The sequence below is a fragment of the Arthrobacter sp. KKT183 genome, from assembly GCF_055657625.1.
Window position 1 is genome coordinate 2,281,046 of record NZ_CM145770.1, and the last position, 18,503, is coordinate 2,299,548.

Annotated in this window: 21 protein-coding genes and 1 riboswitch; of the genes, 14 read left to right on the top strand and 7 right to left on the bottom strand. The window is 62.9% G+C overall.

Annotated elements, in window-relative coordinates; genetic code table 11:
- A complete protein-coding gene (gene rsrA, locus ACZ2GY_RS10855) occupies positions 1 to 261 on the bottom strand; it encodes a mycothiol system anti-sigma-R factor (protein ID WP_056548021.1) in 261 nt (86 codons plus the stop codon).
- A complete protein-coding gene (locus ACZ2GY_RS10860) occupies positions 258 to 935 on the bottom strand; it encodes a sigma-70 family RNA polymerase sigma factor (protein WP_235563265.1) in 678 nt (225 codons plus the stop codon). Before ACZ2GY_RS10860 ends, rsrA begins: the two co-directional genes overlap by 4 nt.
- A 308-nt stretch (positions 936 to 1,243) precedes the next feature.
- Here ACZ2GY_RS10860 and ACZ2GY_RS10865 point away from each other — a divergent pair, with 308 nt between their 5' ends.
- The 7 genes from ACZ2GY_RS10865 to ACZ2GY_RS10895 all read left to right on the top strand — a co-directional run bounded on the left by ACZ2GY_RS10865 (position 1,244) and on the right by ACZ2GY_RS10895 (position 8,094).
- On the top strand, positions 1,244 to 1,792 hold the full coding sequence (locus tag ACZ2GY_RS10865) for a DoxX family protein (protein WP_471671863.1): 549 nt from the start codon (positions 1,244 to 1,246) through the stop codon (positions 1,790 to 1,792).
- A 5-nt stretch (positions 1,793 to 1,797) separates the two neighbouring features.
- The gene (aroA, locus tag ACZ2GY_RS10870) at positions 1,798 to 3,132 is read left to right on the top strand and encodes a 3-phosphoshikimate 1-carboxyvinyltransferase (RefSeq protein ID WP_471671864.1); all 1,335 of its coding nucleotides are present in this window, start codon (positions 1,798 to 1,800) and stop codon (positions 3,130 to 3,132) included.
- The gene (gene rsgA / locus ACZ2GY_RS10875; protein ID WP_471671865.1) at positions 3,129 to 4,250 is read left to right on the top strand and encodes a ribosome small subunit-dependent GTPase A; all 1,122 of its coding nucleotides are present in this window, start codon (positions 3,129 to 3,131) and stop codon (positions 4,248 to 4,250) included. The genes aroA and rsgA overlap by 4 nt, the downstream gene beginning before the upstream one ends.
- A gap of 174 nt (positions 4,251 to 4,424) precedes the next feature.
- Positions 4,425 to 4,628, top strand: a complete 204-nt coding sequence (locus tag ACZ2GY_RS10880; protein WP_026545912.1) for a cold-shock protein — start codon at positions 4,425 to 4,427, stop codon at positions 4,626 to 4,628.
- A gap of 211 nt (positions 4,629 to 4,839) precedes the next feature.
- Positions 4,840 to 5,664 carry a histidinol-phosphatase gene (gene hisN / locus ACZ2GY_RS10885; RefSeq protein ID WP_056548009.1) on the top strand — a complete coding sequence of 275 codons (825 nt, stop codon included), beginning with the start codon at positions 4,840 to 4,842 and terminating at the stop codon, positions 5,662 to 5,664.
- 70 nt (positions 5,665 to 5,734) lie between these two features.
- Positions 5,735 to 5,849, top strand: a riboswitch (SAM riboswitch).
- Positions 5,850 to 5,944: 95 nt separating this feature from the next.
- Positions 5,945 to 7,243 (top strand): aminotransferase class V-fold PLP-dependent enzyme, encoded by a 1,299-nt coding sequence (locus ACZ2GY_RS10890; protein WP_346028412.1) that lies wholly within the window; start codon positions 5,945 to 5,947, stop codon positions 7,241 to 7,243.
- A 92-nt stretch (positions 7,244 to 7,335) separates the two neighbouring features.
- A complete protein-coding gene (locus tag ACZ2GY_RS10895; protein ID WP_277357889.1) occupies positions 7,336 to 8,094 on the top strand; it encodes a class I SAM-dependent methyltransferase in 759 nt (252 codons plus the stop codon).
- Here the strand turns inward: ACZ2GY_RS10895 and ACZ2GY_RS10900 are convergent.
- Entirely contained in the window at positions 8,091 to 8,255 is a 165-nt protein-coding gene (locus ACZ2GY_RS10900; RefSeq protein ID WP_200954787.1) for a hypothetical protein, read from the bottom strand. The genes ACZ2GY_RS10895 and ACZ2GY_RS10900 overlap by 4 nt on opposite strands.
- Positions 8,256 to 8,407: 152 nt before the next feature.
- Here ACZ2GY_RS10900 and ACZ2GY_RS10905 point away from each other — a divergent pair, with 152 nt between their 5' ends.
- The 7 genes from ACZ2GY_RS10905 to ACZ2GY_RS10935 all read left to right on the top strand — a co-directional run bounded on the left by ACZ2GY_RS10905 (position 8,408) and on the right by ACZ2GY_RS10935 (position 13,661).
- Positions 8,408 to 9,319: a metal ABC transporter substrate-binding protein gene (locus ACZ2GY_RS10905; protein ID WP_471671866.1), complete on the top strand. Its 912-nt coding sequence runs from the start codon at positions 8,408 to 8,410 to the stop codon at positions 9,317 to 9,319.
- Positions 9,316 to 10,092, top strand: a complete 777-nt coding sequence (locus ACZ2GY_RS10910) for a metal ABC transporter ATP-binding protein (protein WP_471671867.1) — start codon at positions 9,316 to 9,318, stop codon at positions 10,090 to 10,092. Before ACZ2GY_RS10905 ends, ACZ2GY_RS10910 begins: the two co-directional genes overlap by 4 nt.
- A complete protein-coding gene (locus ACZ2GY_RS10915) occupies positions 10,093 to 10,971 on the top strand; it encodes a metal ABC transporter permease (protein ID WP_471671868.1) in 879 nt (292 codons plus the stop codon).
- Position 10,972: 1 nt separating this feature from the next.
- Entirely contained in the window at positions 10,973 to 11,698 is a 726-nt protein-coding gene (locus tag ACZ2GY_RS10920) for a metal-dependent transcriptional regulator (RefSeq protein WP_471671869.1), read from the top strand.
- Positions 11,695 to 12,093 (top strand): fluoride efflux transporter FluC, encoded by a 399-nt coding sequence (locus ACZ2GY_RS10925; protein ID WP_277357894.1) that lies wholly within the window; start codon positions 11,695 to 11,697, stop codon positions 12,091 to 12,093. The genes ACZ2GY_RS10920 and ACZ2GY_RS10925 overlap by 4 nt, the downstream gene beginning before the upstream one ends.
- Positions 12,090 to 12,488 (top strand): fluoride efflux transporter FluC, encoded by a 399-nt coding sequence (locus ACZ2GY_RS10930; protein ID WP_471671870.1) that lies wholly within the window; start codon positions 12,090 to 12,092, stop codon positions 12,486 to 12,488. The genes ACZ2GY_RS10925 and ACZ2GY_RS10930 overlap by 4 nt, the downstream gene beginning before the upstream one ends.
- A gap of 72 nt (positions 12,489 to 12,560) precedes the next feature.
- Entirely contained in the window at positions 12,561 to 13,661 is a 1,101-nt protein-coding gene (locus ACZ2GY_RS10935) for a carboxylate-amine ligase (RefSeq protein ID WP_277357896.1), read from the top strand.
- A 68-nt stretch (positions 13,662 to 13,729) separates the two neighbouring features.
- On the opposite strand, the gene ACZ2GY_RS10940 is transcribed toward ACZ2GY_RS10935, so the two are convergent.
- The 4 genes from ACZ2GY_RS10940 to ACZ2GY_RS10955 are packed head-to-tail and all read right to left on the bottom strand — an operon-like array spanning position 13,730 to position 18,499.
- Positions 13,730 to 15,454 carry an alpha-glucosidase gene (locus ACZ2GY_RS10940; protein WP_471671871.1) on the bottom strand — a complete coding sequence of 575 codons (1,725 nt, stop codon included), beginning with the start codon at positions 15,452 to 15,454 and terminating at the stop codon, positions 13,730 to 13,732.
- On the bottom strand, positions 15,451 to 16,344 hold the full coding sequence (locus tag ACZ2GY_RS10945) for a carbohydrate ABC transporter permease (protein WP_346028085.1): 894 nt from the start codon (positions 16,342 to 16,344) through the stop codon (positions 15,451 to 15,453). Before ACZ2GY_RS10945 ends, ACZ2GY_RS10940 begins: the two co-directional genes overlap by 4 nt.
- Complete coding sequence (locus ACZ2GY_RS10950) at positions 16,344 to 17,234, bottom strand: carbohydrate ABC transporter permease (RefSeq protein WP_277357899.1); 891 nt, start codon at positions 17,232 to 17,234, stop codon at positions 16,344 to 16,346. The genes ACZ2GY_RS10945 and ACZ2GY_RS10950 overlap by 1 nt, the downstream gene beginning before the upstream one ends.
- The gene (locus ACZ2GY_RS10955; RefSeq protein ID WP_471671872.1) at positions 17,231 to 18,499 is read right to left on the bottom strand and encodes an ABC transporter substrate-binding protein; all 1,269 of its coding nucleotides are present in this window, start codon (positions 18,497 to 18,499) and stop codon (positions 17,231 to 17,233) included. The genes ACZ2GY_RS10950 and ACZ2GY_RS10955 overlap by 4 nt, the downstream gene beginning before the upstream one ends.
- Positions 18,500 to 18,503 lie beyond the last annotated feature (4 nt).

An 18,503-nucleotide genomic window follows, 5' to 3' on the forward strand; every position in this document is an offset into this window, starting at 1 on the left:
CTAATGATCCACTGTTTTGATCTGGCTGATGCGGTCGAGGATGCTGGCCTTCAGCTTCGCCGGTGCAACCTCCGTACAGGAGCGCTTCACCACTGACCGGATCAGGCATTCCAGATCGTGTTCCTGCGCGCATTCCGGGCAATCCTCGAGATGATCTTTGATCTCGACGAGGTCTGCATGCGAAAGGGCGCCGTCGAGGTATTCGTAGAGCCGCTCGATCCGCGTGTCATCGCAGTTGCCGAGGCTATGGCAGTCGCTCATTTTCCGCCCTCCTGTGTAGTTCCACCATCAGCGGTGGACGCGCGTACCGAACTACCCATGCCGCGCTCATGCGCATACTCGGACAGCGACTCGCGCAGGAGCTTGCGTCCTCGGTGCAGCCGTGACATGACGGTGCCGATCGGGGTGTTCATGATTTCTGAAATTTCCTTGTACGCGAAGCCTTCGACGTCCGAGAAGTAGACTGCCAGCCGGAACTCCTCCGGAATTGCCTGCAGGGCCTGCTTCACATCGGAGTCCGGAAGATGATCCAGCGCCTCCACCTCGGCCGAACGCAGACCGAGGGAGGTGTGCTCCGCTGCCTTCGCCAACTGCCAGTCCTCAATGGTGTCCGAGTGGGACTGCAGGGGTTCCCGCTGCCGCTTGCGGTACAGGTTGATATAGGTGTTGGTGAGGATGCGGTACAGCCACGCCTTCAGGTTGGTTCCCGGCTTGTACTGGTGGAACGCGGAGAATGCCTTGGTGTAGGCCTCCTGAACCAGGTCTTCCGCGTCTGCCGGATTACGGGCCATTCTCATGGCAGCCGAATACAGTTGGTCCACGTACTGCATGGCGTCCCGCTCGAACCTCGCCGTGCGATCAGCAACGGATTCGGTGGACAGGTCCAGTTCCTCGTCTTCGGCTGGGGTGGGCCCCGCCGCGGCTGTGGTATTCATTGCTGCAAAGTCTACGCGTCCGCGGGTTTGCCGGCGCTGCGCCGGACCGGCCGGCGCATCAATGTGGATGCGCGGGATGTGGCCCCGCACCGATGTTGCTGTGCCCATCTGCTCCTCGTATCCGTTTACTGCGTGTTCATGTATCTCCAACCATGGGCAGCAGGTGAATATTCCGGTGCACACGCGGCGGCCGGATCGCCTCGGTCCGCCAAAAGTGCAAAACTAGACACATTCATCCACGGTTGTAACTGACTTTGTTCGCCAAGTAGATCCGGTGCCGCCCACGGTGCTGGAAGCCAGGAGGCATTGTGACCCTTGTTCGCGTATTCGCCCGCCCATTGCTTGCCAGCAGCTTCGTCCTCACGGGCATTGACCGCCTCCGGAATACCGAGGCCACAGCTACTGCCCTTCGTCCCACCCTTGACCGCATCAACAAGGCGGTGCCCGCAACGGCCTCGGCAACGAGCAACGAACAGCGTGTCGCGAAGGTGCTCGGCGCTGCCCATCTCGGTGCGGCGGTTCTGTTGGGGATCGGGCGCTTTTCCCGCGTCTCTGCTCTGGTGCTGGTCGCCACGTCCACGCTGAACGCCGTTGTTGATTTCAACAGCGCGGATTCGTCCACGTCCAAGGCCCGCAAGGACCGCCGCAACCAGCTCCTCAAGAACCTGTCGCTGATCGGTGCTGTGCTGCTCGCCGCCGTGGACACCAACGGCCGGCCGAGCTGGGCCTGGCGTGCAGAGCATTTCGCCGAGGATGCGCGCCGTAATGCCCTGGCCCTCAGCCATGACACCCGCAAGAGCATCAAGAAGGCGGAGAAAGCTGTACGCAAGACCGCTTCGGAAGTCACGGGCAGCTAAGGAGCATGAGCGCGCTGTCCGCCGCACCGTCCGCCACATCCTTTTGGCCGGCACCGTACGCAGCCGGTCCCGTTGATGCAACAGTGGAGGTCCCGGCGTCGAAGTCACTGACCAACCGGTACCTTATTCTCGCTGCGCTTGCGGACGGCCCGAGCAGGCTGCGCGCACCGTTACACTCGCGGGATTCCCTGTTGATGGTGGAAGCCCTTCGGTCGCTGGGTGCCACGGTGGAGGAGCTCGACGGCGACGGCACGTATGGCCCTGACTTGCTCGTTACGCCCATTCCGCCCGACGCGTCCGGGGATGTGAGCGTGGACTGCGGGCTGGCCGGCACGGTCATGCGCTTTGTTCCTCCGCTAGCGGCGCTTCGTGCGGGGCGCACCTCGTTTGACGGTGACCCTCACGCCCGCAAACGCCCGATGGGCGCGGTCATCAGTGCTCTCCGCGAACTTGGAGTACAGCTCGAGAACGACGACGGCTCCCTGCCCTTCACGGTCGCAGGAACCGGAGCGGTAGAGGGCGGCACGCTGGTGATAGACGCGAGCGCCTCGTCCCAGTTTGTCTCTGCGCTGCTGCTCGTTGGCGCCCGCTTCACGGAGGGCCTCAACCTGCAGCATGTGGGCAAGCCGGTGCCGAGCCTTGACCACATCGCCATGACGGTTGCAGTGCTGCGGGAGGCCGGCGTCGTCGTCGACGATTCCATTCCGAACTCGTGGCGGGTGGAGCCGGGAACCATCAGCGCGTTCGATGTGCGCGTCGAGCCTGACCTCTCCAATGCCGGTCCGTTCCTCGCCGCTGCCCTCGCTACCGGCGGCACCGTGCGTGTGCCGCACTGGCCTTCGGACACCACTCAGGTCGGAGCGAAGTGGCTGACCATACTCCCCCTGCTGGGCGCCGAGGTTGAGCTGACCGATGACTCCACTCTGGTGGTCCGCGGCACCGGGACGATCACCGGCGCCGAGTTGGCCGACACCAGCGAGCTGGCGCCGACCGTCGCTGCGCTGTGCTCGCTCGCGCGGACACCGTCGGCATTGTCGGGCATTGGACACCTGCGCGGGCACGAGACTGACCGGCTCGCCGCCCTCGTCGCGGAGATTACCCGCCTCGGCGGTGATGTCGAGGAGACCGTTGACGGCCTGGTCATACGCCCGGCTCCGCTGCACGGCGGTCCTTTCCACACCTATGAGGATCATCGGATGGCCACGGCCGGCGCCATCCTGGGGCTCGCAGTGGACGGCGTGGAGATTGAGAACATTGCGACCACCGGCAAGACCATGCCCCAGTTCCCCGAGCTGTGGAAGGCACTCGCTGCCACCGCTGGTCCGAGCGGCTCTCGGTGACATCCGCCGGGTCGCGCCGCGGGACCGCTTCCTGGGATGAATCCGATGTTCGGATCCGGCCGAACAAGAAGGGTTCCCGGCCACGCACGAAGGACCGCCCGGCTCATGAAGATGCGGTGACCGGACGAATCATCACGGTGGACCGCGGACGCTATACCGCGGTTGTGGATGAGGACACCAACGCAGAGCGGGTTGTCATTGCCGCCCGGGCACGGGAACTCAGGCGGTCCCCCGTCGTCGCCGGAGATCTGGTGGCGCTGGTGGGAGATGTGAGCGGTGAACCGGACACTCTCGCCCGCCTGGTCCGGATTCAGGAAAGACGCACGCTGCTTCGCCGCAGCGCGGATGACACCGATCCCGTGGAACGCGCTGTGGTTGCCAACGCCGACCAGCTGGTGATCGTGGTTGCGGCCGCGAATCCGGAGCCGCGCACGGGGTTCATCGACCGCGCGCTGGTGGCCGCCTACGACGCCGGTATTCAGCCCCTCCTCTGTGTCACCAAAGCAGACCTGAAGGATCCGTCGGATCTGCTGGCGAATTACGAACATCTTGACCTGCTCATCATCACCAGCCAGACTGCGTCCACACCGGACGCAGTGGAAACCACATCCGCTACCGGCGCCTCAGCGCTCCTCGCGCCCGGCGCCGTCGAGCAGTTGAAGGAGCTTTTGGACGGCAAAGTGAGCGTACTGCTCGGTCACTCCGGCGTGGGCAAGTCGACGCTGGTGAACGCGCTCACCGGAGCCAATCGGGCGACGGGCGGAGTGAACGCGGTCACCGGGCGGGGGCGCCATACCTCCTCATCGGCTTATGCCCTCAAAGCTGCAGACTCAGCACCCGGTACGTGGATTATCGACACTCCGGGCATTCGTTCCTTCGGCCTTGCCCATGTCGAGGCCGACCGCATCCTCGCCGCCTTCCCGGATCTTGCACCCGGCACCGAGGACTGCGAGCGGGGCTGCCGCCACGATGCCGCCGCCGTCAACTGCGGACTGGACGGCTGGGTCGCGTCGGGCGCTGCCGGCGAATCCGGTCCGGTGCGCCTGTCTTCGCTGCGCCGGCTTCTCGGGGCGGGCATCGAACCTTCCCAGGGTGCCAAGGAGCTGGGGATGCAGTGAGTGATGTGACTACGGCGCCGATTGCCTGCTAGACTGAACGGAGTTGTTGTGTTGCGCACGAATGTTAAGCCTTGATTTCTCTCCGGAGTTCGAAAGCTTTTTTTGCAGGCGAAATGAACACCGCGACAGGAACCCCGAAGTACGGGGGGATCCTCACACTCAAGGAATAAAAAAATGGCAACAGGTACAGTCAAGTGGTTCAACGCTGAAAAGGGCTTTGGATTCATCGCTCCTGACGACGGCGGCGCTGACGTTTTCGCTCACTTCTCCGCAATCAACTCCGGCGGCTTCCGCTCGCTTGAGGAGAACCAGAAGGTCAGCTTCGAGACCACCCAGGGCCCCAAGGGCCCCCAGGCTGAGAACATCTCCGTTCTCTAAGTCTCCGTTCTCTAAGTTTCAGCGCTTCAAGATCTAGCGCTTCAAGAAAGGGGACATCGGCTTCGGCCGGTGTCCCCTTTCTTGCGTTTAACAGCACACCGTTCAATGACACCCGTTCCTGTGCGTGCGTGAACCGATCGTAGCCCAGCGCTGAGCGCGTCCGCATCGGGACCTCCCGCATCTGTGCACCCTGACCATATAGGTTGAAAGTATGAACCTCCAGAGCTACAACGATGACCTCCGCCTTGCCCATGTAATGGCCGACTCCGTAGACGACCAGACCATGTCCCGGTTCAAGGCGCTGGATCTGGCGGTCGAAACCAAGCCGGACTTCACCCCGGTCACGGATGCGGACAAATCGGCGGAAGAGGCTATCCGCGGGCAACTCTCGCGTGCGCGTCCGCGCGATGCCGTACTCGGTGAGGAGTACGGCAGCAGCGGCGCCGGCTCGCGGCGCTGGATCATCGATCCTATTGACGGAACCAAGAACTTCGTCCGGGGCGTACCGGTATGGGCTACCCTCATTGCATTGGTGGACGAGGGCCGGCCTGTCGTCGGTGTTGTGAGCGCCCCCGCGCTCGGAAAGCGTTGGTGGGCTGCAACGGGCACCGGTGCGTTCATGGGTAAGTCTCTCGCGGCAGCCAGCCGGCTCCGGGTTTCGAGCGTATCCCGGCTGGAAGACGCCTCGCTCTCCTACTCGAACCTGTCCGGCTGGAAAGAGCGCGGCAACTTTGACGAATTCGTGTCGCTCACCGAATCCGTGTGGCGTACACGCGCCTACGGTGACTTCTGGTCCTACTGCCTTGTCGCCGAAGGCGCTGTGGACATCGCCTGCGAACCTGAGCTGAACCTGTATGACATGGCCGCGCTGGTACCCATCGTCACGGAAGCCGGCGGTCGCTTCACGTCACTCGAAGGCTCCGACGGACCCTTCGGAGGCAACGCGCTGGCAACCAACAGCACACTTCACAATGATGTCCTGAAGCGACTGAACCCCTCGCTGGACGATCTGCTTCAGGAAGGTACCGGCGTCTGACGTGGTCGCTTAACACCAACACGTAACACAAGGACCGGATATTCCCGGCCTGCTTTAGTCTGGATTCCTAGGTCACGAGTGCCAGCGTTAAACCCCGGTTTGCTGGCCGGCAACCCTCCTTCCGCGGCGGGGTGCCCCGGGTGACGACCTGGCCGGGCCAGAACGTGGTTCGGCAAGCGCGGGGCCTGGTGAAGCAGGTCCCCTGAACCTACGTGGGGTACCTCCTGTGAGCAACGCACTTCTTGAGAACGAACTCTCCGCTGCACCGCTGGCGTCCGTGATGGGCGCTGAGCTGCAGGCGCCGCTGGTGGACGGCACTGCCGTCCGTTACGTCAACCTGGACTATGCCGCTTCAACGCCGGCGCTGCAGCAGGTCAATGACTATGTGCAGAGCGTGCTTCCCTACTATGCGAGTGTGCACCGGGGCGCCGGGTACGCATCGCAAATCTCCACCTCGCTCTACGAGAATGCACGAAGGACTGTGCGGAACTTCGTCGGCGGCCGGGAAGATGATGCGGTCATCTTCACCCGCAACACCACCGATTCGCTGAACCTCCTGGCTGGATGCCTGCCGGAGGACGGTGAGGTCCTCTACCTCGACGTGGAACACCATGCCAATCTGCTGCCCTGGCTGCAGCTTCCCCATCGCGGGCTGGTCGCCGCGGGAACCATCGAGGAAACGCTCGCCGCTGTGGAAGAGGAATTGGCATCCGGAGGAATCAGCCTGCTTGCTGTAACCGGTGCGTCGAATGTCACCGGAGAAGTTCTGCCCATCGGCCGGTTCGCAGCGGCGGCTCATGCGCACGGCGCGCGGATCGTCGTCGACGCGGCTCAGCTCGCTCCCCACCGGCGGCTGGATCTGCTCCGCGACGGTATCGACTACGCGGCCTTCTCGGGCCACAAACTGTATGCGCCTTTCGGCGCGGGCGTCCTGGTCGGTAGAGGCGACTGGCTCGATTCCGGAAGGCCCCACCTCGCCGGAGGCGGCGCAGTGAAGACTGTGAAAGTGGACTCGGTGTCCTGGGCAACCGGTTCCGCGCGCCATGAGGGCGGGTCACCGAATGTGCTCGGTGCAGCCGCGCTGGCGAAGGCAACAGAGGCCATCGCTGGGTTGGATGAACCGGCCTGGCTTGCGCATGAATCAGAGCTGCGGGATGCCCTCGTGGAAGGGCTCTCCAACCTTCCCGGCATAGCAGTTCACCGCATCTTCGCTGACAGCACCGATGCGATCGGCGTAGTGAACTTCTCTGTCCACGGTTACGACGCCGGGCTGGTCGCCGCATATCTGTCTGCAGAACACGGGGTTGGACTGCGGGACGGGAAGTTTTGCGCTCATCCGCTGCTGAAGCGGCTGGGCCTGCCGTCAGGTTCGCTACGGGCGAGTTTCGGGCTCGGATCACGGCAGGACGACGTCGACAGGCTGTTGACCGGTTTGCGCTCGCTTCTTCGGGATGGACTGGGGACTGACTATGCGGTCGACGCCGGGCGCTGGGTGCCCGCGGTCGAGACCCGCCCTTTCCCTGACTGGGCTCCGCCCACGCCGGGAACTGCCGGCGCCGCGCCCTGCACAACCGACTGAGCGCTGCGACCGCACTTCCTCGGCACGACGCCGCCTTCAACCGGGTGCTTTAATTGACGGGTTCCGTACCCGTCATGCGAGGAGTTCCCAACATGGGTGTTGGAGGTCCGCGCCTCGCCGAACACCGCCGTCGTGAATTGGCGCGGGGCTACCTGCAGGAAAGTGACCGCTACGAGCGCGTGCGTCCGGGCTACCCCCAAGACAGCGTGGACTGGCTCATACCCGCCGGAGCGTTGCGCGCAGCAGACGTTGGCGCCGGCACCGGCAAGTTCACCCGGGAGCTCATCCGCCGCTGCCCGGAGGTGACAGCTGTTGACCCATCCCTGGACATGCTTGCAGTCCTCGGACAACAACTCCCGCGCGTAGCCAGAGTGCAGGGAACTGCCGAGGCATCGGGACTCGCAACGGCGAGCGCTGATGTACTCACAATTGCCCAGGCCTGGCACTGGTGTGATCCTGCTGCGGCAAGCCAGGAGGCCGCACGTGTGTTGGCACCGGGGGGAAGATTCGCGCTCGTCTGGAATCAGCTGGACGTCAGCGTTGCCTGGGTACACCGGCTCTCCCGCATCATGCATGCCGGAGACGTTTTCCGGCCGAGCTACCGCCCTATGCTTGGTCCGCGCTTTTCGGAGCCGGAGTCTAGGGTCATTCCATGGACGCAGGTTCTTCCGGTCTCGGACATCGTGGAACTTGCGCGCTCCCGCACCTACTACCAGAACGCATCAGCCGGTGTGCGCACCAAGGTGGAAAACAATCTGTCGTGGTACCTGCACGATCACTTGGGGCACCAGCCGGACGCAGTCCTCGAGCTGCCGTACCTTACCTACTGCTGGCGGGCCGGCCGGCTTTAGCCCTCAGCGTCCGTCCCGTTCGTTTCCGGCCCGGAATCTGCACCCTCAGCCGGGTCCTGTGAGTGAGTGCCTGTGTCGGCGGGATTCTGAGCGCGATCCCCCTCTGCCGGCTGTTCAGAGTGCTCGCGCGGCACTTCCTCGTGTTGTGGTTCTTCGCTCATAACCCGACCTCCTGATAGTGGTCCTGCCGTGCCCTGCCGGCAACATACCGTTAGGCCCACCATGCCCTGTCGATTGCTCTCCTGTCGAGTGCCGTGGCTCCGGCTGCACAGGAGCAGTGGCGGCAGCAGCGTGATCGGGCTATATTTTCGGTATGCCGAAACTTCGGATTCAGGTACTCCTCATCCTGACAACGTTGGTGCTTGCAGGCTGTGGCACCCCACTTGTGGAGCGGACCAGTTCACACAAGGACCCGCGGCCTGTTGTACTGACCACCTTTTCCGTTCTCGCGGACCTCACACGCTCGGTGGCAGGTGAGCATATCCGGGTTGAATCGATCACCAAGATCGGAACCGAAATCCACGGCTACGACCCCACTCCCTCAGACCTCGTCAAGGCGCAGGACGCGGATCTCGTCCTTGACAACGGCCTGGGCCTGGAGCGCTGGTTCGAACGTTTCGTCCTGTCCATCGATGCGCCGCATGTGGTGCTTTCCGAAGGCGTGGAACCCGTTGACATCCGTTCCGGCGATTACCAGGGACTGCCCAACCCCCATGCCTGGATGTCCCCGAAGGCGGCGCAAACGTACGTAGACAACATTGTTACGGCACTGTCAGAGCTTGATCCCGCACATTCCGGAGACTACCAAGCCAACGGCGCCGGCTTGAAGCGGGAACTCCAGGGCATGCTGACCGCTCTGCAGAATGCGTTCAGCACTGGTGAGGCAACGCCGGCTCTGGTCACGTGTGAGGGGGCGTTCTCCTACCTCGCGCGGGACGCCGGAATCAAAGAAGCCTTCATCTGGCCTGTCAATTCCGACACCGAGGGAACCCCCCGGCAGATCAGCGACGTCATCTCCTTTGTTCAGGAGCACAACGTGCCCACAGTCTTCTGCGAGTCCACCGTCAATCCGTCCGCGCAGCAGCAGGTTGCACGAAGCACCGGCGCTGGATTGGCCGGTCCGCTCTATGTGGACTCGCTGTCGGAGGAGAACGGGCCGGTCCCCACGTTCCTCGACCTGCTCCAACACGACATCGACCTCATCATTGCAGGACTGACCCGATGACCCTGACAGCCAGCGCACACCCGGCCATCGCCGTCGAAGGTTTGGGCGTCAACTACGGAGACGTGACTGCGCTCCACAACGTGAGCTTCACCATCAACCGCGCCCAGATCTGCGGACTGATCGGGGTGAACGGCTCAGGAAAATCGACCCTCTTCAAGTGCCTCATGGGGTTGGTGACGGCGCAGCAGGGAACGCTCTCGCTCTTCGGCCGAACGTCCACGGCAGCCCGCAAAGGCAAGCTCGTGGCCTATGTTCCGCAGGCTGAGGACGTGGATTGGGACTTCCCTGTCTCCGTCGCCGACGTCGTCATGATGGGGCGGTACGCTCACATGGGTTTGCTGCGGCATCCCTCACGGACTGATCGCGCCGCGGTGGCCGAGGCACTGGAGCGGGTCGGGTTGACAGAGCTTCGCCACCGCCAGATCGGGGAACTCTCGGGCGGGCAGAAGAAGCGCGCCTTTGTTGCCCGCGGAATCGCCCAGGACGCCCGGCTCCTCCTCCTCGATGAACCATTCGCAGGCGTGGACAAGGGCAGCGAGGCCACCCTTGTGGAGCTCCTCCGCGAACTGAAGAATGAAGGCCGGACGGTGCTGGTGTCCACCCACGACCTCGCCGGCCTGCCCCGACTGTGCGACCGCGCAATCCTCCTGCACCAACGGATCCTTGCCGAAGGAACCCCCGAGGATGTGCTCACCCATGCCAACCTCGCGCGCGCGTTCGGGCCTGCAGGCACTCTTGACCCTGCGGTGGCGCCTACCCGGGCGGGAGCCTAGATGGATCCCATCGCGTTCCTCCTCGAACCGCTGCAATACGGGTTCCTGACCCGCGCCCTGCTGGTGACGCTGGCGGCTGCCGTAGTCGCCTCGGTTCTATCCTGCTGGCTCATCCTGATGGGCTGGTCCCTGATGGGTGATGCCGTTTCCCATGCAGTGCTGCCCGGGGTCGCGCTCGCCTACATCGTCGGTATTCCGTTCTCGATCGGCGCCTTCATTTTCGGTGCCGGTGCCGTTGCGCTGATCGGCGCTGTGAAGTCGACCACCAGGCTGAAGTCCGACACCGTGATCGGTGTGGTGTTCACCGCTCTTTTCGCCGTGGGACTGGCCATCGTTTCGCGAACGCCCTCCCAAGTGGACCTTATGCACATCCTCTTCGGCAACGTTCTCGGTGTCACGGACGGTGAGCTGTGGCAGGTTCTGATCCTTGGTGCGTTGACCCTGGTGATCGTGCTGGTCAAGCGGCGGGATCTCACGCTGCTCGCCTTCGACCGCACGCATGCACACGTCATCGGGCTCAACACCAAGGCGCTGGCTGCGCTCCTGTTGGGATTGCTCGCCCTCAGCGTGGTGGTGGGGCTGCAGGCTGTCGGTATCATCCTCGTCGTGGCCATGCTGATCACGCCTGGCGCCACTGCTTTCTTGCTGACACGCAGTTTTGACCGGATGCTGACACTCGCTGTTCTGATCACTACGACCGCCGCGGTCTCCGGCATCTACGCGAGCTACTACTTCGACATCTCAACCGGAGCCGCAGTTGTACTTGCGCAGGCACTCGCGTTTTCAGTTGCCTACATCGCGGCGCCCCGGACTGGCCTCATCGCACAACTGAGACAGCGACGCCGGCGGGCCGGTTCACCGGCAAGGCAGGCTGTCTGACATGGCGTCGAAAGTGAGCACACCCGGCAGCGAATCCTCAAGTGTCCAAGACTATGTGAAGACCATCTACGCGCTCTCTGAGTGGCATGATGAGCCCGTGACATCATCACGGCTCGCCGCCCGGCTGTCGGTTGCCAACTCGTCGGTCTCCGAAATGATCCGGAAGCTGGCCGAGCTCGGGCTGGTGAACCACACACCGTACCGGCCCGTCGAACTTACTGCTGACGGTCGCCGCCTGGCCCTGGCCATGGTTCGGCGGCACCGGCTGATCGAGACGTTCCTGGTACGCGATCTCGATTACCGCTGGGATGAAGTCCATGATGAGGCTGAACTGCTGGAGCATACTGTCTCCGACACCTTCATCGACCGGCTCGACGCCCGGCTGGGCTTCCCTTCCGTTGACCCGCACGGTGATCCGATTCCGACGGCTGCGGGGGCGATCACGCTTCCCGACGCATTACCCTTGGACAGCTTCGACGATGGCCACTCCGGACGGGTTACCCGGATCAGCGATGAGGACCCACAGCTCTTGAGGTTCCTGGCGGCCGAAGACATCGGTATTGGTTCTCCGGTGGAAGTGCTGGGCAGGACTCCCTTCGGAGGTCCGCTTCAGGCGCGCGTCGGCACCGGGACCGGTGCCCGGGACTTCAGCTTCGGTAAGGAACTCACCGGGGCCATCTGGGTCGAGTCAGTGGGCCGACACGCCGGCTGTAGCTTGGTGCCATGACCGCTCAACCGGATGCCCTTCCTGCACCTCTCGGCTGGAAGGTATGGACCGCCGTCGCCATGGGAGGCTTCGCAGGAACCGAGGCACGATATCTGCTCGGCCTGCTCTTTCCCGAGCCGCCCGGCGCGTTCCCTTGGACCACGCTCGCGATCAATGCGGGTGGAAGTTTCCTGCTTGGCTGGCTGACCGCGCGCTGGGCAGGAACCTGCGGGCCGCGGGAGTTGCGGGCCGGGTTGGGGCCGGGCCTCCTTGGGTCATTCACAACCTTCTCCGCGGTTTCGCTTGCCGCGGTGATCGAGCCGGCGCTGATGGTGCCGTACGTCGGGTTGTCGCTCGCGCTCGGTGTATCGGCCGCTGCCGCCGGAATCATCGTGGGGCAGAGGCGGGCGCCATGATGACTGCGGCTCTGGTGGGCCTTGGAGGAATGGTCGGCACGCTGCTCCGCTTCGCCGTCGACACAGCGTATGAAGCGCTCCGTGCACGACGGCGGCACCCGTCTTCGCTGGTGCCACCCTTTCCCGTGGGAACGCTGGTGGTCAACATTCTTGGATCGGGTGGAATCGGCATCCTTTGGGGACTGCTGCTGAACTCTTCACTCAGTAGCCCCGTCTACACCGCGCTCAGTGCGGGGCTGGCCGGTGGGTTCACCACGTTCAGCACCTTCACTGTCGCGGCTGTTCTCCTGTGGCGGGGCAGGAGGCGGGTGGCCGCCGTCGTGCATGTGCTTGCAAACACCGGCTGCGGGCTGGCCGCGGCCGCGCTGGGACTTCTGATCATCGGCACAATATGACGCGGGAAAACACAAGTACAAAGCTGGCTGACTAGACTGAAGTGGATCCTTGAACGCATCGAAAGGCGCTCCATGACCACGCTGGGAATCGAAGAAGAGTACCTCCTGCTCCATCCCGAATCGGGGTTGCCCGTCTTCAATGCAGCGGATGTCCAGGCACTTCTCGAATCCGGCGGCGCAGTCAGCGGCGAGGATATCCAACGCGAATTGCTGAGCTGCCAAATCGAAACCGCAACGCCGGTGTGCCATACGCTCACCGAAGCGGAGGAGTCGCTGCTGAATTTCCGGCGGCAACTGGCGGCAGCGGCGCGGAAGTCAGGAGTTCGGGCCAGCGGATCGGCAACGGCTCCCCGCATCCAGGAGGGGTACCCCGAGCTCACTGATAAACAGCGCTACCACGAACTGAAATCGAGCGCCCGCGGGATCGTAGCGGACCAGTTCGTTAACGGGCTTCATGTGCACGTGTCCATCCCGGACAAGGAAATCGGTGTACAGGCGCTCAACCGGATCCGACCCTGGCTTCCCATCATCACTGCGTTGAGCACAAACTCTCCGTTCTGGCTTGACCGGGACAGCGGCTTCTCCAGCTGGCGGACGGTGCACTACCGTCGTTGGCCGGTACAGGGCATTCCGCCGATTTTCGCGGATGCTGCGGAGTACGAGCGCCGGATCGAACGCCTCGTGGATACCGGCGTCATCATCGACCGCGGGGTTCTCACCTGGGTTGCCCGGCTCTCCGACAGCTACCCCACCCTGGAGGTTCGCACAGCAGACGCACAGCTGGAGGCGCAGGACTCCGTGCTCATCGCCGGCCTGGTGCGCGGCCTCGTCAGCACAGCGGTCAGCGATGCCCTGAACGGCACGCCGTATCCGGATCCCGACGCCGAGTTGCTGGATGCGGCACAGTGGCAGGCCGCGCGCCAGGGGCTGAGCGACGTCGTCGTCAATCCACTGACCGGAAAGCTGACGCCCGTCCGTGAACAGATGGACCGCCTGCTCGAGTACGTCGGCACGGCACTGGAGGACGCGGGCGATTCCCACTGGATTGAAACCGGCCTCAAGACGGTGTGGGAGCGCGGTACCGGCGCTGTCCGCCAGCGCCGCGCAATGGAACAAAGCGGTGTCACCGGGCTGATTGACCTTTACACCGAGACGCTGATCGCCGAACGCTGAACGTTCAGTCGCCGATCACGCCCCTAATGGCGAAGCATTAGGGGCGTGTCCTGCCGAATCAACGCCGATCACGCAGTGCGGAGGATCCGCACTTCCCAGGGTCGAAGCTCAGGCGTGGGTTCGTCGCCGTAATTGCCGAGGATCAGTGTTCCGCCGCTGACCTGATCCGCTAGCTCTGCGTCGTCGGGGAGGCTCAGCGTGTCACCCGAGACGTTGCCGACAATGAGGAGCGACCCGCCGCCCAGCGTACGGGTGAAGGCGTAGAGGGTGGGATGGTCTTCAGCGAGCATCACAAACTCGCCGAGACGGACTACCTCGTCCTTGTGCCGGAGTTCGATGAGCTGCTGGTAGAACCGGAAGACCGATTGGTCGGCTGCGCGGTCCGTGTCCGCATTGACCGTCGGATAATTCGGGTTGACCGCAATCCAGGGCGTACCGCTTGTGAAGCCTGCCTGCTCCCCCGCCGTCCACTGCACGGGCGTGCGGGCATTGTCCCGGCTCATGATGCGCAGGTTTCGCAGCACTTCCGCCGGTTTGTGGCCCAACGGACCTGTGGCCTCATAGAAGTGGTTGATCGACTCGATGTCACGGAAATCCTCGACGCTCTCGAACGGAGCGTTGGTCATACCGATTTCCTCGCCCTGGTAGACATACGGCGTCCCGCGGTGCAGGTGAAGCAGCGCCGCCCACAGGGTGGCGGATTCGTAGCGAAAAGCCTCGTCATTGCCGAACCGGGAAACCAGGCGCGGTTGGTCGTGATTGTTCAGGTACAGGCTGTTCCAGCCTGTACCGGCCAGTCCCTTCTGCCAGCGGTTCCATGAGGTCTTGAGATCACGAAGGTCCAGTCCCTTGTAGTCCCACTTGCCGCCTGGCCCATGATCGAGGCCGACGTGCTCGAACTGGAAAACCATGTCAACCTCGCGGCGGGCAGGATCAGTGAAGAGCTTCGCCTCGTCGATGGTGACACCTGGCATCTCGCCGACCGTGATGAGCTCGGCTTTCCGCCCCTCGAAAACCTCGCGGTGCATTTCCTGCAGATAGTCGTGGATGCGGGGTCCGGACACGAAATACTGGGAGCCGTCGCCCCACAGTTTCCCGGGCTGCACCGGGCCGTCCGGCAGCGCAGGGTCCTTGGAGATGAAGTTGATGACGTCCATCCGGAAACCGTCCACTCCCCGGTCGACCCACCAGTTCATCATCTCGTAGACAGCCTGGCGTACCTCCGGGTTATCCCAGTTCAGGTCCGGCTGCTCGGGTGCGAAGAGGTGCAAGTAGTACTGGTTCGTGGCGGGATCCAGTGTCCAGGCCGGACCGCTGAACGCCGAGCCCCAGTTGCTCGGCTCGGCGCCCTTCTCCCCCGTGTCAAAGCCCTCCCGTGCGTCCCGCCACCAGTACCAGTCCCGCTTGGGATTGCCGGTCGACGACGCCGATTCAACGAACCACGGGTGCTCGTTCGATGTGTGGTTCACTACGAGATCCATCACCAGCTTCATCCCGCGCCGGTGCACGCCCTCAAGGAGCTCATCGAATTGCTCGAGCGTGCCGAAGGTCGGGTCGATTCGGCGGTAATCGCTGATGTCATAGCCGTTGTCGTGCTGGGGCGAGGAGTAGATCGGGGAGAGCCACACGACGTCCACGCCGAGTTCCGCGAGATGGTCGAGTTTGCTGATGATCCCGCCAAGGTCCCCGATTCCGTCTCCGTTGGAGTCGGCGAAGCTGCGGGGGTACACCTGATAGACGACGGCGCCGGTCCACCAGGCGGGTTCGGTTTCAGGACTGTTGGTGGTGCTCATTTGGTTGATCCTCTCATCACACCGGAGATAACCCATCGCTGTGCGAAAAGGTACACCAGAAGCAGTGGCGCCATGGCCATCAGGTAGGAGGCGAACGCCACGGAATAGTTGGTGTTGAACTGGCCCTGGAAGACGTACTGGGCCAGGGGCAGGGTTTGAGCCGACGGGTCGGAGAGGATGACCAGCGGCAGCATGAAGTCGTTCCAGGCCCACAGGCAGGTGAGAATTCCGACCGTGGCGTTCATCGGACCAAGAAGCGGAAAGATGACCTTCCAGAAGACCGTCCAGGTGCTGGCGCCGTCGGTGATCGCCGCTTCCTCGAGCTCCATCGGGATGGACCGAATGTACGCGACGTAGACGAAGATATTGAAGGAGAGGCCGTACACCGTATAAAGCAGGATCAGGCCGAGCTGATTGTCCAGCCCGAGCAGCGCAGTCTCCTTCACGACGGGAAGCATGATAATCGGGAAGGGTACAAAGAGCGCTGCGATGAAGTAGAAGTACAGCCCCTTGAAGAGCTTCCGGTGCATGTTGCGGGCAATCGAATAGGCCACCATGGAGTTGGTGAGTAGGGTCAGCAGCACTGCCCCCACCGTGATCAGCGCGCTGTTCATCAGCGCCTGCGGGAAGTCGGTGAGGGTCCAGGCTTCGGCGAAGTTGCTCCAGGCCGGAGTGCCGGGCAACCCGAATCCGGAACCGCCCAGCTCATCGGGAGTCTTCAGGGCCGTCACCACCGTGAAATAGAGCGGAATGAAGATCGTCAGCGAGAGCACGGAAACCAGCGCGGTCAGCCACCAGTTGATCTGACGCCGATCGGGACGGTGGACGCGTGAATCTCGGTCGTTATTCCCGAGGGCACTTCGCTCGGCGGAGTAGGCAGTTGCAGTCATTAGAACGAGGCCTCCCTACGCTGCAGGATGCGCAGCTGGATGAACGAGATAGCAATGATGACAAACAGGTAGATCACTGCGTTGGCGGTCTGGTATCCGTATTCGCCGCCCTGGAATCCACCCCGGTAGATGAGCACGGAAATCGACTCCGTGGAGGTGCCCGGTCCGCCTCCTGTCAGGGAGATGATCTGGTCGAAGACCTGAAGGAAGTTCTTCAGCGACAGGACCATGTTGATGGTGAAGAACGCACCGATCAGCGGGAAGGTGATGGTGCTGAACTGCTTCCAGGCCGAGGCGCCGTCAAGCGACGCCGCTTCGTAGAGCTCACCGGGAATGGTCTGGAGGCCGGCCAGGTAGATGATGATGTTGAAGGCCGCCGCCTGCCAGACCGAGAGGATGACGACACCGATCCACGCCGTATCCCCGCTGGCCAGGATGCTGCTCGTGAGCGCATTGATTCCGAGCGCTTCGGCGATGGCCGGCACGGAGTTGGAGAAAAGGTAGTTGAAGACATACCCGACGATCAGGATCGAGAGGATGTTCGGAATGAAGAAGATTCCGCGGAATCCCGTCTTGAACTTGATCCGGCTGTTCAACGCCATGGCCACCGACAGAGCGATGATGTTCACTGCGATGGTGGAGACGATGGCGAACAGGAAGGTGAATCCGTAGGCGTTCAGGATCCGTTCGTCACGGAACAAATTGATGTAGTTGCTGAGTCCGATGAAGGACCACTCGCCGTAGCCTGCGTAGTTGGTGAAGCTGTAGTAGATGCCGGTCAGCACCGGTACGGTGTGAAAAATCAGGAACAGCGCGAAGGCCGGCAGCACCATGATGTAGAAAGCGCGTGGCAGCTTCTTCGCGGGCCGGGACAGGGTGGGAACGCTCATGAGCGTGCCTCCTCACGGGTGATGGTGCGCTCGGCAATCTTGTCCCATTCGTTGTCCATCCTCGCGAGGAAGCTCTCGGTGTTTCCGCTGAGGATGAATTCCTGGAGGTAGGCGGGCAGTGGAAGGCTGGGCGGGATCTGGTGGTCGATGAATCCGATGATTCGGCCGCTCTCGAAGTACGGGGCCAATCCTTCGAGGGCGGGATCCGTGTTGGAGGGGCTTTCACTCAGCGGCGAGAACGTGCTTTGCGCTTCCGAATACCGTTCGACGATGTCAGGTGACATCATGAACTCGACGAAGCGGCGCGCTTCTTCCGGATGCTCAGTGTCCCGTCCAATTGAAAGTCCGACGTCGACACCTGAGACCACGACCGTGTCCTGCGGATCGTTGGTGGCCGGGTACGGAAACGTACCGACGTTGACGTCGGGGTTCGCGGCTCGGATGGGCGGTATGGCGTAGCTGCCCTGCAGGTACATGGCGGATTCCCCGTTGGCGAACGCTGCGTTGCCTGCGTTGTAGTCCCGGCTGGGCGAGTTTTCCTGACTGTAGGAGAACAGTTTTGAAACCTTCTCCATGGCTTCTTCGTACTCAGCAGAGAATGAAGTCTCGTCCTGCCGCAGCGCATCGTAGAAACCCTCCGGTTGGAGGGCCCCGCCAAGGTTGACGAAGGCGGGGCTTACGGTCCACCCGTCCTTCAGCGTTGTGTAGAACGGGGTAACACCGTTTGCCTCGAACATGTCGGCGAGCGCCACCAGTTCATCCCAAGTTCCCGGCACCTCGGCACCGTACTCCTCGAAGATGTCCTTGTTGTAGATGATCCCGCTTGCATTGTTCGCGAAGGGCAGCGCGTTGATCTCCGAGCCGTCGCAGCTTCCGAGCTCCTGCACGATGTCCTGCACCGCGGGAAGGACCGTCTGAGCAGAGGGCATGTCCGTCAGGTCGGCGAAGACGCAGGCCTCGGCGAGCAGCCCATAATTCCCGTTTGCGTTCAGCGTCAGCACGTCCGGGGTCTTGTTCTTGACCAGCAGCGTGCGGATTGCCGTGTCGGCGTCCGGGACATGGTTCTGGACTACGTCGATATCGGGGTTGGCAGCTTCGAAATCGGCGATGATTTCCTCGAAGTTGCCCACCGCCTCGGGTTTGAACTGAAAGAAATCGAGGGTGACGACGTCGTCGTTCCCGCTGGCGGGAGTGCAGCCGGACAGCGTCAGCGCCGCCAGGGCCGCAGCCGCCGCCAGTTTCCTTCGTGTAGCGGAATGCTTCACGAAT